At 70.7% G+C, this 12,346-nt stretch carries 13 protein-coding genes and 1 pseudogene; 10 read left to right on the forward strand and 4 right to left on the reverse strand.

Translation table 11 applies throughout. The features are described 5' to 3' along the window. The 4 genes and pseudogenes from NLX83_RS39040 to NLX83_RS39055 form a co-directional block, all read left to right on the forward strand. A pseudogene (locus NLX83_RS39040) lies at positions 1-249 on the forward strand (HNH endonuclease); the annotation flags it as partial. A gap of 19 nt (positions 250-268) precedes the next feature. Beyond that, the gene (locus NLX83_RS39045; protein WP_308209480.1) at positions 269-811 is read left to right on the forward strand and encodes an NUDIX hydrolase; all 543 of its coding nucleotides are present in this window, start codon (positions 269-271) and stop codon (positions 809-811) included. A gap of 69 nt (positions 812-880) precedes the next feature. Next, positions 881-1,153 (forward strand): hypothetical protein, encoded by a 273-nt coding sequence (locus NLX83_RS39050; protein ID WP_254240334.1) that lies wholly within the window; start codon positions 881-883, stop codon positions 1,151-1,153. After that, positions 1,150-1,380 (forward strand): hypothetical protein, encoded by a 231-nt coding sequence (locus NLX83_RS39055; RefSeq protein ID WP_254240335.1) that lies wholly within the window; start codon positions 1,150-1,152, stop codon positions 1,378-1,380. Before NLX83_RS39050 ends, NLX83_RS39055 begins: the two co-directional genes overlap by 4 nt. On the opposite strand, the gene NLX83_RS39060 is transcribed toward NLX83_RS39055, so the two are convergent. From NLX83_RS39060 to NLX83_RS39075, 4 genes are all read right to left on the reverse strand, one after another. Beyond that, positions 1,367-1,831, reverse strand: a complete 465-nt coding sequence (locus tag NLX83_RS39060) for a DUF4352 domain-containing protein (RefSeq protein ID WP_254240336.1) — start codon at positions 1,829-1,831, stop codon at positions 1,367-1,369. The genes NLX83_RS39055 and NLX83_RS39060 overlap by 14 nt on opposite strands. Then, positions 1,831-2,277 carry a hypothetical protein gene (locus NLX83_RS39065; protein ID WP_254240337.1) on the reverse strand — a complete coding sequence of 149 codons (447 nt, stop codon included), beginning with the start codon at positions 2,275-2,277 and terminating at the stop codon, positions 1,831-1,833. Before NLX83_RS39065 ends, NLX83_RS39060 begins: the two co-directional genes overlap by 1 nt. 90 nt (positions 2,278-2,367) lie before the next feature. Further along, positions 2,368-2,769, reverse strand: coding sequence for a VOC family protein (locus NLX83_RS39070; RefSeq protein WP_254240338.1), 402 nt, complete (start codon positions 2,767-2,769; stop codon positions 2,368-2,370). Continuing rightward, the gene (locus tag NLX83_RS39075) at positions 2,766-3,593 is read right to left on the reverse strand and encodes a helix-turn-helix transcriptional regulator (protein WP_254240339.1); all 828 of its coding nucleotides are present in this window, start codon (positions 3,591-3,593) and stop codon (positions 2,766-2,768) included. The genes NLX83_RS39070 and NLX83_RS39075 overlap by 4 nt, the downstream gene beginning before the upstream one ends. A gap of 121 nt (positions 3,594-3,714) precedes the next feature. Between NLX83_RS39075 and NLX83_RS39080 the strand changes: the two genes are divergently transcribed. From NLX83_RS39080 to NLX83_RS39105, 6 genes are all read left to right on the forward strand, one after another. After that, the gene (locus NLX83_RS39080; RefSeq protein WP_254240340.1) at positions 3,715-4,674 is read left to right on the forward strand and encodes a ParB/RepB/Spo0J family partition protein; all 960 of its coding nucleotides are present in this window, start codon (positions 3,715-3,717) and stop codon (positions 4,672-4,674) included. Positions 4,675-4,862: 188 nt separating this feature from the next. Beyond that, the gene (locus tag NLX83_RS39085) at positions 4,863-5,474 is read left to right on the forward strand and encodes an NAD(P)-dependent oxidoreductase (RefSeq protein WP_254240341.1); all 612 of its coding nucleotides are present in this window, start codon (positions 4,863-4,865) and stop codon (positions 5,472-5,474) included. 435 nt (positions 5,475-5,909) lie between these two features. Then, positions 5,910-6,758 (forward strand): helix-turn-helix transcriptional regulator, encoded by an 849-nt coding sequence (locus tag NLX83_RS39090; RefSeq protein WP_254240342.1) that lies wholly within the window; start codon positions 5,910-5,912, stop codon positions 6,756-6,758. A 165-nt stretch (positions 6,759-6,923) separates the two neighbouring features. Next, the gene (locus NLX83_RS39095; RefSeq protein ID WP_254240343.1) at positions 6,924-7,739 is read left to right on the forward strand and encodes a helix-turn-helix transcriptional regulator; all 816 of its coding nucleotides are present in this window, start codon (positions 6,924-6,926) and stop codon (positions 7,737-7,739) included. Positions 7,740-7,944: 205 nt separating this feature from the next. Beyond that, on the forward strand, positions 7,945-10,638 hold the full coding sequence (locus NLX83_RS39100) for an aldehyde dehydrogenase family protein (protein WP_254240344.1): 2,694 nt from the start codon (positions 7,945-7,947) through the stop codon (positions 10,636-10,638). Continuing rightward, complete coding sequence (locus NLX83_RS39105; protein WP_254240345.1) at positions 10,635-12,335, forward strand: thiamine pyrophosphate-binding protein; 1,701 nt, start codon at positions 10,635-10,637, stop codon at positions 12,333-12,335. Before NLX83_RS39100 ends, NLX83_RS39105 begins: the two co-directional genes overlap by 4 nt. Positions 12,336-12,346: the final 11 nt, after the last annotated feature.

Raw genomic sequence — 12,346 nt, forward strand, 5'->3', positions numbered from 1 at the left:
CCCAGGTGCACCGCGGTCGGCTGCCAGCAGCCCGCACACCGCTGCGACCTCGACCACTGCTGCCGCTACGACGGCACGAACACCACGGTGAAGAACCTGCGGCCGAAGTGCAGGCACCACCACCGGATGAAGCACGAGTCCACCTGGCGCTGCGAGAACCTGCCGGACGGGCGCCATATGTGGACCACACCGAGCGGGGACGGCTACGAGACGGAACTGGAGCCGATCGCTGAACCCGCGCCGTTCTAAGGCGCGGACAATCGGTGGCGTGAGCATCAGGACGGTGTCATCCAGAGTCGTGTACGAGAACCCGTGGCTGTCGCTGCGCGAAGACCGCATCGAACACCTCGACGGGTCGGACGGCCTCTACTCGGTGGTCGACAAGCCGGACTTCGCGGTGGTCATCCCGTTGGAAGACAACGGGTTTCACCTCGTGGAGCAGTATCGGTACCCGGTTCGGAGGCGGTCGTGGGAGTTTCCCTCCGGGTCCTTCCCGCCGGGGATCACCGGCGCACCGGAGGACATGGCGGTGGCGGAGCTGGCCGAGGAGACGGGGCTGGTGGCGGGGCGGATGGAGGAACTGGGCTACCTCCACTGCGCGAACGGGATGTCCGGGGTCGGCGCCCACGTGTTCCTGGCGACGGACCTGACCGGGGGAGAGCCGAACCGGGAAGCCACCGAACAGGACATGCGCCAGCAGTGGTTCCCCCGCGCGGAAGTGGAGCGCATGGTGCGCGGCGGGGTGATCACCGACGGGCCGACGCTCGCCGCCTACTTGATGTGGACCCTGCACGGCAGGGGCGCGGAGTGAGACGGCGGGACGGTGCGGTTCAATCTGCCGCACACCTGACGAACCGGGCTAGCTCAAGGAGATCGCGCCGTGAACGTGCCGGAGCTGGTGCGTCGCCTCCCCGAGCTGGGGCTGGCCGAGGACGCCATCGGGGCGGGGACGCTGGTCCACGACCGGCTGTGCATCGCCCAGGACCCGGAGTCGGGGACGTGGGCGGTCGGCTTCATCGACCTCAACGGGCGGCCGGGGCGGTGGCGGGCCTTCACCGAGGAGGCGACGGCCTGCTGGTACCTCTACGGGGAACTGGCGGCGGACCAGGTGTGGCGCGGGGAACTGGGGCGCGGGACGGGAGCGGGCCGGTGAAGGCGGTGCTGTTCGAGCGGAACCTGGTCCGGCTGGGCATCGAGCCGTTCGACCCCACCCAGAAGGCGGCGAACCGCTGGCACGTCGAGCAGGCGGGATCGCGGTGGCTGGTCCGCTACCTGGACGCCAGTGGCGCGCCCGCCTTCTCCGCCGACCTCCCGGACAAGGACGCCGCGTGCACGTACGTGCTGGGCAGGCTGGTCGCGGAGCGGCTCAGCCGAGGGTGACGGTGGCATCGGCGTCCGCGCCGGGGGCCCCGCGCGCGAGGAGCGCGAAACCGGCGGTTCCGGCGCTGTGAGCGACAGGGATCTCGAAGACGGCGAGGCCGGAGGCGGTGGCGCCGGGCTGGATCGGGCCGTCCGGGGTGTCGGGGCGGTGCCCGCTGAGCGGGGTCGGCGGGTGGGTCCGGCCGGAGGGATCGCGCAGCTCCAGCTGGAGCAGGGCGGAGAACTGCTCGGTGGTGCTCGCCCGGTTCGCGATCTCCACCCGCACCCCGACGTAGTGCTTCCCGTCGTCGGGCGGGAGCCCGTCCTCCGACGGGGCCAGATCGGTGAACCCGGCGGTCTTGATGGTGAAGTGCTCGTCGAACGGCGTGCCATGGCCGGTCCCGGACGGGGCGGGCTCCGCGCAGGCGACGACGAGCAACAGCAACAGGAAAACGGCGCCCCTGAACAACATCAGGCGTCTCCTACTCTGTCCATAGTAGACGTCCACTGTGGACGATCAGTGCCGCTCGGCAGCCAGAGCAGCACGACCGAGGTGACGGCGAAACCGATGTTGAGCAGGTGGAGCACCTGGAAGAGCGGCACGGCGGAGCCGATCACGTCGAGGACGAGCAGGGTGCCCGCGGCGAGCACGCACAGCGGGAACACGATCCTGGCCCAGGGCCGCGCGGTGCGCAGGGACGGCACGAGCGCGAGGTAGACCGCGGCGATGACGAGCCAGTGCACCGCCCGGTCCCACAGGGCCGGGTAGTCGGCGGAGGTCACCAGGCGCCTGCCGATCGTCAGGATCATCAGGGCGGTGACGATGCCGGTCAGCGCGGAGACGGCGGCGAGCGCCGCACCGCCCGGCGCGGTGCGCGGGCGGTGCGGCGCTGCCGTCCGGAGCGCGTTGGAACTCACGAGGACGCCTTTCCCGAACTTGGCAGGCTGCGGAAGCTAGCCAAGCCAACGGGATTCGTCACCCGTGGTGCGCGCGGTCGAACGCCGCGGTCAGCTGCCGCGGTAGGTGCCGAACGACCAGAGGTTGCCGTCGCGGTCGCGGAGGTCGAAGGTGTGCGAGCCGTAGTCGGTGTCGTAGGGCTTGCGCAGCACCTCGACGCCCTCGGTGGCCTCGGCCCGCTCCCACACCCGGTCGATGGTGGCGGCCTCGGCGGCGACCACGTACACGCCCTGCGGGCCGAGCGAGCCCCAGTCCCCGCTCTTGCCGCGGCTGCCGAACATGACGCCGCCGCCGTCGGGCCAGCGGGCCTCGGCGTGCACGACCACACCGGAGTCGTCGCGGTGCAGCACGGTCACGGTGAAGCCGAAGACCTCGGTGAGCAGGTGGACACCGGCGTCCACGTCGGTGAAGCCGACGCTGGGCCAGACGGTGGGAGGGTTGGGAGTACTCATGCCGGTGATCCTGCCGCGCTCCGGGCGGGCTCGTCTTGAAGGAATGGGAACTCGTCGAGCATCCACTGCCCGACGCTGCACCCCGCTAGCGCGCGCCACTCCCTGGCCAGGTGGGACTGGTCGGCGAAACCGCACCGGAAGGCGATGTCGGCGAGCTGGGGCGGGCTCGGGGAGGTGAGCAGCCCCCGCGCGGCCTCGAACCGGGCGATGCGCGCGGCCTGCTTCGGGGTGAGCCCGGTGGCGACGCGGAACCGCCCGGCGAGGTGGCGGCGGCTCCACCCCACGTGCTCGGCCAGCGAGTCCACCCGGACCCGCCCGCCGCCGCCGAAGATCACCCGCCACGCCTCGGTCACCTCGGGCGGCAGCGCCCCGCCCCGGTCGCCGAGCCTGCGCAGCAGCGCCTCGTCGAGCAGGGCGAAGCGGTCGGCCCACGCGGGGGTCTCGCGCAGCCTTTCGACGAGCAGCATCGCGCCGGGGCCGAACACCTGGCCGAGATCGATGATCCGGTCGAACAGCTCACCGGCGGGCAGACCGAGTAGCGTGCTGGAACCCAACGGTGTGAGCCCGTACTGCAAGCCCTCCTGCGGGCGGGACGCGTCGATCAGCGCCGGTCTGGTGTGCAGGCCGCCGACGAGGCCGTGCGCCGCCGCCGGGCTGACCAGTCCGTCCACTCGCAACGGTTCGTGCAGATCCACCACCAGCGTCAGGTGCCGCGACGGCAGGCCGCGGTGCAACCCGGTCGGGTTGGCGGGCACGTGGTAGCCGTGCGCGGACGAGACGAACGGCCGCAGCGGTTCGGGTGGGAGGTGGACGAGCACCGGCACCCCCCGATCATCCCCCCGGCCGCAGGCCCGCGCAGCCGTGCAAGTCAGGTGTGAGTCGCGTGCAAGCCCGGGGTCCTAGTTTCTCGCCCAGCAGGACAACCGCAAGGGTGAGGAACGTTTGATGGAGCGCGAGTTCGGTTCCCGGAAGGCCGTCGTGTCGCTGGTCGCGGTCGACGAGCTGCGTCCGTGCGTGGAGTCGCCCCGGGCGGCCGGGGAGAACCTGGACCATGTCCGTGCCCTCGCCGAGTCGGGGGCCGCGCTGCCGCCGATCCTGGTGCACCGGCAGACCAAGCGCGTCATCGATGGCATGCACAGGTTACGGGCGACCAAGGCCCGCGGCCAGGACCACATCGCCGTCACCTACTTCGACGGCAGCGACCACGACGCGTTCGTGCTCGCCGTCCGCGCGAACATCGCGCACGGCCTGCCGTTGACCGTCGCGGAGCGCTCGGGCGCCGCCGCGCGGATCATCGCCTCGCATCCGCAGTGGTCGGACCGGCGGATCGCCGCCGTGGTCGGCGTGGCCCCGGGAACGGTGTCCTCTCTGAGGAAGCGCACGGAGTCGGGGTCGGCGCGCGCCGAGGCGCGCGTCGGGCGCGACGGGCGGATCCGGCCGATCAACAGCTCCGAGGGGCGGTTGCTGGCGCGGGAACTGCTCACCGAGCGGCCGGAGGCCAGCCTGCGCGAGATCGCCAAGGCGGCCGGGATCGCCCCGTCCACCGTGCTGGACGTGCGCGAGCGGATGCGGGCCGGGCAGGACGTGCTGCCGGACCGGCTGCAGAACCGGGCCCGCCGCCCGGAACCGGTCGAGGCCGCGCCCCCCGTCGTGGACTGGGAGCCGGTGCTGCAGAACCTGCGCCGGGACCCGTCGCTGCGCTTCAGCGAGGTCGGGCGGCTGCTGCTGCGCTGGCTGGACTCCGGGCCGCAGCGGCAGGGCGAGCTCGCCAGGGTGATCGACAACGTGCCGCCGCACTGCGCCGTCGCCGTCGCCGGCCTCGCCCGCGCGGCCGCCTCCTCCTGGCGGGAGTTCGCCGACCGCCTCGACCGCAGGGCGGCCACCGCCACCAGGCACTCCTCCTGAGCTGAGCCCTCCGGCGCAGCCGGCTCGTCCGGCTTCGTTCGACCGTTCGGCCGAAGTTCTCCGAACGCTCCCCGTTCGCCTGTCCCACCGGTATGTGCGACACATTCCTCCTGGTCCGGTATGAGAAGGTCCCGGAGTCGGTGCGCGTCATTGGGACGAATCGCGGGCACCGGGAACAGGAGCGTGGAATGAGGCTGGTCGTTCTGGGGGCGAGCGGCGGGCTCGGCCGGGCGGTCGTCGAACTCGCCCTGCTCGACGGGCACTCGGTCACGGCCTTCGTCCGGGACGGCGCCGCCTTGGGGCCGCCGAGCGCCGGACTGTCGGTCGTCGTCGGTGACGTCCTGGACCCGGCGTCCCTGGAAGGCCTGTTCATCGAGGTGGACGCGGTCGTATCGGCGCTCGGGTCGCCGGGCAACGGGCCGAGCGTGGTGCGCTCCCTCGGCTGCCGCAACGTGGTCGACGCGATGGAGCGGCAGGGGGCGGGCATGCTCGCCGCCGCCTCGGTCGCCGCGGTGGAGCCCGGCGTGAACCCGATGGCGCTGACCTCCGCCATGGCCCACCGCCAGGTCCTCAAGGACGTCCGGGGGATGGAGGAGGCCATCACCGAGAGCACCCTCGACTGGGTGATTGTTCGCGCTCCCAAGCTCACCGACGGCCCGGCGACGGGCAACTACCGCTTCGCCAAGCGCAGGCCGCCGCTGGGCGGGGTGATGATCTCGCGCGCCGACATGGCCGAGGCGATGCTGTCCTGTGTGCACGGTCCCGGGCGCCGGTACGGCACGGTCGCGGTGGCCTACTAGCCCTCCACTGTGGATGGTCCGGCGGAAGGTCGGGGTCCGAACGGCCCGCAAACGTCGGCACGGATCACTTTCTCGATCCTGCACCGCGCATCAGCTTCTTCATTTCACTACGACCTCCGTTCGGCCCAGTGCCGCGAGCGCCGTCACCGGCGTGGTCCCCGCGCGGGGTCGGACCTGGTGATGGTGCTTCCCAACGCCTGTGTGGTCCACTGTGGACGGACAGGGTCGCGGCGGGCCGCCGGCCCGCTGCCTGCAGACGGCCGAGGGAAAGTTCTCCTCCGGACTTGACTGACACTTGTCCTCATTTGATCGTTTTCTGCTGTGCGGCAATACTTGTATGTGGATGTTTGATTTGCATTCAACGGATCGGATTTTCGACATAGGATTCCGTCAAGCACGTTGTCGCCCCTTGCGAGCCGCCCACGGGAGCAGACCTTGCAGACCATTGGCTACGGCGAGTTGGGACCGGTCAAGCCCTATCACGCCGTGGTCGTCGACTCTCCAGGATTCCGTTCCACCAGGCACGACCGCGAAGGTTTCGTGGAAATCATGTACGTGCTGGCCGGCAGCGGCCGGCACTATTTCGCCGACCAGCGCGATCCGCTCACGCCCGGGCTGCTCTACCTGCTGCTGCCCGGTATCCCGCACGCGATCGAGTCCAGCGGGCGGGAGCCGGTGCGCTTCGTCAACATCGCGCTGCCCTCGGCGACCTGGGAGTCCCTGCTCGACGCCGCGGGCGTGGCCGCGGCGATGCGCCACCCCGCGGGCTGGGCGCGGCGCCGGGTCCCGCCGGACCAGGCGGGCGCGGTCGAGGGCGAGTGCCTGCGCCTGGCGCAGGCCTACGAACGCACCCCCAGCGGCGTCGACCTGCTGCGTTTCGCCGCGACGATCTTCCCGCTGCTGGCGAGCAATCGGTTGGCCGCGACGGTGCCGGACTGGCTCACCGCGGCCTGCGCGGAGTTCGACCGGCGCCGGGACTGCTGGAACCAGGGCGTCGGCCTGCTGGTCGAGCTGTCCTCGGTCAGCCACGAGCACCTGGACCGGAGCATGCGCCGGTTCTTCGGCGTCACCCCCTCGCAGTGGGTGGAGCAGCGGCGCATGCGGCGGGCCAGGCTGCTGCTGCTCACCAGCGACCTGGCCATTGCCTCCATCGCCGTCGAGTGCGGCTTCGGAAACATCTCTTACTTTTCCCGCCGGTTTTCCGGCACCCACGCCATGTCGCCCCGCGAGTATCGGAACAGGAATCGTCCGCTGCTCGGTGACCCGGGAATTTTCACCGCCTGACTACAATCATGAGGCGATTATTAACCGCGCGTGAGCGCGGTTCGTTGGCGTTTCCGGGTCTGGTTGGCGGTGCAACTACTGATCAATCCAGTGCTTGTTCGGATCTCCGCTGTGAAGTTGTCTACAGATGCCTTGTGGCACATTCGGCGAGGGTTGGTGGAATCGATGTCACCGAGCACGGAGCAGCGCCGCAGCGAGCTCGGAGCTTTCCTGCGGATGGCCAGACGACGGGTGAGCCCGGCCGCCGAGACCGCCTCGGGCAGGCGCCGCCGCACGCCCGGGTTGCGCCGGGAGGAGGTCTCCGCCCTCGCCCGGGTCTCGCTCACCTGGTACACGTGGCTGGAGCAAGGGCGGGACGTGCGCGCCTCGGAGAAGGTGCTCGCCTCGGTCAGCGAGGCGCTGCGGCTGAGCCCGGCCGAGCGGGACTACGTGTTCCAGCTGGGGCGCCCGGCGGTGGCCGGGGCGGGCGCGCCCAGCGGGGTGGCGGCCGTCGCCGAGCTGGAGGCACTGGGCGCCGGCATCGGGGTGCCCGCCTGCGTGACCGACCTGAGGTGGAACGTGCTCACCTCCAACGCGGCCGCCGACTGGCTCACCGGAAGCGGCGGAACCGAGCGAAATGTAATGAGGTTACTATTCCTGAATGCCAGCGTGAGGTCCCAGATGTTGAATTGGCGAGAGGTTTCACGGGGGTTGGTGGCACGGTTCCGCTCCTCCTACGCGCTGTGTCCCCATGACGGTGAGTTCGTGGAGTTGGTCGCTCAGTTACGGGCGTCGTCGGAAGAATTCGATCACTGGTGGGGAGAGTGCGTCGTGGACGGCCGTTCGGCGTCGGTGATGCGTTTCCGGCACTCGGCGGTCGGCCGGCTGGATTTTCACTTCAACCTGTTGCGCAGCTTCGGCGGTGACGCGTACGTGCTGTTCTACGTCCCGGCCGACGCCCGGACGCGTGCGGTGGTCGAGTCGGTCGCCTCGGTGCGCTGACGGGTCATTCCCCGTACTAGTACCTTTTCCAACAGTAATCATTATCGAAATGTGACCGCTGGTAGATCCTTCGTATTCGACATTGACACCCGCTTCCGGTGGTGCTTACTCTCCCCGGTGCTCGGCCACATTGTGTGACCACCTTCTTCTTGTGCTCATCTCGGAAAGTGTCCTTCCATTTTCACGGAGAGTGGGGCCGGTAAACATGCTTGTCGACGAACACGACCGGAAGAGCTCCCGCGCCGAGGTCGGCGGACACTGCCGCGCGCTCGCCGAGGCGCTGCGCGGGCAGGGTGTGTCGGAAAAGGACCGGGTCGTGCTGTCGGCGCGCAATTCCGGCGACCTGGTGCACGCGCTGCTCGCCCTGATCGACATGGGCGTCTCGATCGCCCTGGTCGACCGGAGGCTCCCGCAGGCCGCCTGCGCGGAACTGGTCGCGGAGTCCGGGGCCCGCTGGTTCCTCTCCGACCACGAGGAGCTCGACGACTGCTTCGACCGGGTCCGGGTCGGCTGGATCCGGCTCGGCGACCTCACCGCGACGGCCGCGACCGCGGCGCACGAGGACGCGGAGCTGGACTTCGGCCGCTGGGCGGCCCGCAAGGACGGGCTGATCGTCTGGAGCTCCGGCAGCACCGGGGCGCCCAAGGGGATCGTCCGGTCCGGGGCGTCGGTGCTGGACAACGTCGAGCGCAGCCAGGAACGCATGCGCTACACCGAGTCCAGCCGCCTGCTGCCGCTGCTGCCGTTCACCCACCAGTACGGGCTGTCCATGCTGCTGCTGTGGTGGCGGGCGCGGGCGGACCTGGTGATCGCGCCGAGCAGGCGCATCGACCTGGCCGTCGAGCTGATCGCCCGGCACGCGGTCACCGTGGTCGACGCGGTGCCCGCGCTCTACTACACGCTGCTGCGGATCGTCGACAGCCGCCCGTCGACCCTCGCGCGCCTGGACTCGGTGCGGATGTGGTGCGTCGGCGGCGAACCGCTGAGCGAGCAGCTGCGGCAGCAGTTCGCCGAGCGGGTCGGCAAACCGCTGCTGGACGGCTACGGCAGCAGCGAGGTCGGCAACATCGCCCTGGCCTCGCCGGAGAACCCGGTCCACTGTGGACAGCCGCTGGCCGGGGTCGGGATCGAGGTCCTCGGCGAGGACGGCAGCCCGGTCCCGCCGGGCGTGATCGGCGAGATCGTGGTCAGGACGCCGGACATGATGGCGGGCGTGCTCGAACCGGGCGGGCGGGTCCGGCCGCTCGGGCGGACCGTGCACCACACCCAGGACGTCGGCACCCTCGACGAGCACGGCAACCTGCGGGTGCTCGGCCGCAAGTGGGCGGTGCACCGCTTCGGCCACACCCTCTACCCGGACGCCATCGCCGAGAAGGCGGGCGCCTGCGGCGTCCCGGTCCAGGTGTTCCCGGTGGCCGACGGCGTGCGCAGCACCCAGCTGGTCTTCGTCGTCGCCGACCCCGGCGGCCGTCCCTCGGCGCACTGGCGGCGGGTCATCAACAAGTACGTCGCGGAGTACGAGCAGCCCAACCGGGTGGTCGTGCTCGACGGGTTCCCGCTCACCAGCAACGGAAAAGTCGACCGGCGCGCGCTGCAGGACGTGGCCGCCGCGGCGGTCGCGCTGGAGGGCGTGAAGGGTGTGCTGCCGGTCAGCGGCGGGCACGCCCAGTCCGCCGTCGACACCTCGGCCATCCCGTTCCCCGAGCGCCTCGAACAGCTCTCGCTCGTGGTGAACCTGTTGCGGGAACGGCGTTCCGAGGTCATGGAGCTGCTCACGGAGGTGAGCAACTACAAGACCGCCTACTCCGAGATCGACGCGTCGATCGCCGCACTGGAGGGGGCCGCCGCCGAGGTCTCCCAGCACGCGCCGCCCCAGGTGGAGCAGATCAGCGTGCTCATGCCGTCGAACATCCCGCTCTACGGCTACGTGCTCTACCTGGTCGTGCCCAGCCTCTACTGCAGGCGCCTGGTCTTCCGGCCGTCGCGGCGGATCGCTGACCTGACCCGCAAGCTGCACGAGCTGCTCGGCGGCGTGCACGACCTGCCGATCGTGCTCAACGACCTGGACCAGCGCGAGTTCCTGGACGGCGACGGCGCCAAGTCCGACGTGCTGGTGTTCACCGGCGCCTACGAGAACGCCGAGAAGATCCGCACCGGGCTGCGCTCCGACCAGCTGTTCCTCTACTTCGGACAGGGCGTCAACCCGTTCGTCGTCGGGCCCGGCGTCGACATCCCGAAGGCGGTCGACGGCCTGCTGCGGGTGCGGATGCTCAACTCCGGCCAGGACTGCTTCGGCCCGGACGTGGTGTTCGTGCACGCCTCGGTCAGCGCGCAGTTCTGCAACCTGCTGTGCCGCCGCGTGGACGCGTTGCGCTTCGGCCAGTTCGACGACCCGACCGCCGACTACGGCCGCATGTTCTACCTGGACGCGCTCGACGCCTCCCTGGAGTACCTGCGCCGCAACCGCGAGTACCTCGCGGCGGGCGGGGAGGTGAACCTCGTCGACGACTGCCTGCGGCCCACCGTGCTGATCCACCCGGCCGACACCAGGATCGTGCCGCCCGAGCTGTTCGCGCCGATCTTCAACGTGGTGCCGTTCACCACGCAGGAATGGCTGCACTCGATGATCGAGCACCCGTACTACGCCGAGCGCGCCCTCGCGGCGACGGTCTTCGGCGCACTGCCCGAGACGGTGGAACTGTTGCGGCGCAGGCACGCGGTGAGCGTCGACGAGACCCTGATCGAGATCGAGAACGGCAACGCGCCCTTCGGCGGGCTGGGGATGCGGGCGAACTACGCCGCGCTCGGCAAGCGGCGCTACGCGGAGCCGCTGCTGCTCAGCAAGGCGGTCGCGGACCACCTGTCGGCGCCGGTGACCACCACCGGGCGGACGGCGTGACGGCTTCGATGACGGGTTCGGTGAAGGGCTCCTGGCGGGCCGCGGTCGCGGTGCTCGGCGAGGCCGGGGTGAGCGAGATCTTCGGGCTCCCCGGGGACGACCTCGCCGCCCTGGAGGCGATCGCGGAGTCGGAGATCCGGTTCCTGCTGTGCCGCGACCAGCGCAACGCCGTGTTCATGGCGACCGGCTACGCGATGCAGTCCGGCGGGCTCGGGGTCGCGTTGGTGGGCAAGGGGCCCGCGGTCACCAACACGATCACCGGCCTGCTGGAGGCCGCGTGCTCGGCCGCCCCGGTGCTGCTGCTCTCCGGTGGCACGCCCGTCGAACACCGGGGCAGCGGCGCGTTCCAGGAGCTCGACCAGCTCTCGATCGTCCGGCCGATGGTGAAGTGGGCGGCCAGGGTCGACCACCCCGCGCGGCTGGTCCCGATGCTGCGGCGGGCGATCCTGGTCGCCCGCACGGGTGCGCCGGTCTACCTCGAACTGCCGGATCACCTGCTGGCCGAGGACATCCCGGTGCGGCCGGAGGAGATCTCGGGGGTCGAACACCCCGACTCCGTCACCGTCGCCGAGGATTCCCCCGCGCTGCGAGCGCTTCGCGCGGCCACCAAGCCGATCGTCCTTGTGGGCGGGGGAATGCGGCACCGCAACCGGGGTGCGCTCGTGGAGCGGTTCGCGCAGACCTTCGGTGCCGCGGTGCTGTGCACGGCCAGCGGACGCGGCGCGGTGGACGAGTCCTTCCCGCTGTTCTGCGGGCTGTCCGGGCTGTACCTGCCGACGGAAGCCACGTCGCTGCTCGCCGACGCCGACTGCGTGATCACGCTCGGCAGCAGGCTTGAGGAGACCGCGGTTTTCCAGTGGCCGCACCGCATCGGTGCCGAGGTTCCGGTCATCCAGGTCAACACCGACGCCGCCGAGTTCGCGACCGGCTACGGGGGTCCGAAGGTGCTCGCGGACGGCCGCGAGGTGCTGCGCGCCTTCCTCGCCCACGGGCCCGTCGAGCCGCGCGCCTCGGACTGGCTGGGGCGGGTTCTTCAAGTGCACCAAGACATCCTCGGCGCGCACCAGGCGTTGCTGCGGACACAGCGCGCGCTGCCGGAGCTGCACATCGCGGAGGTGCTCGACGCACTCGACGCGGTGCTGCCCGCTGAGCGAATCCTGGTGCAGGAGAACGGTTTGCAGGACATGTGGTCCTACCGGTTCCCGATGTACCGCTGCTCGGGGGGAGCCGGTTCGATCGTCCCCTCGGAGCAGACCAGTCTGGGCTTCGGCGCCGCGGCGGCGCTCGGGGTGCGCAGGGCGGCGATGGACCGTCCGGTGGTCGCGTTCGTCGGAGACGGTGCCTTCGACATGGTCGACTCCGACCTGACGACCGCGATCGCCCACGGGGGTGGGCTGTTGTACGTGGTGCTGCGCAACGGCGGCTACGGCTGGCTCCAGGCACAGCTGGACCAGAAGACGCCCGCGCTGCCCGGGTTCACCTTCGCCGAACCGGCGTCGGCCGGGAGCGCCGCGCCGGATCTGCCGGGGCTGCACCAGATCACCGTGACGGACAAGACGGAGTTGATCGCCGATGTGACCGAGGCGTGGAAGCAGTGCGAGGCGGGCCGCGTCGTCGTGCTCAACGTCCCGGTGCGCAGGGAGGACGCGCTGTTCGGCGCGGGTGGTGACTTCCCCGATCAGCCAGGACCGGCCTGAGACCGGTCCGG

Source organism: Allokutzneria sp. A3M-2-11 16 (assembly GCF_024213555.1).
Taxonomy (GTDB): domain Bacteria; phylum Actinomycetota; class Actinomycetes; order Mycobacteriales; family Pseudonocardiaceae; genus Allokutzneria.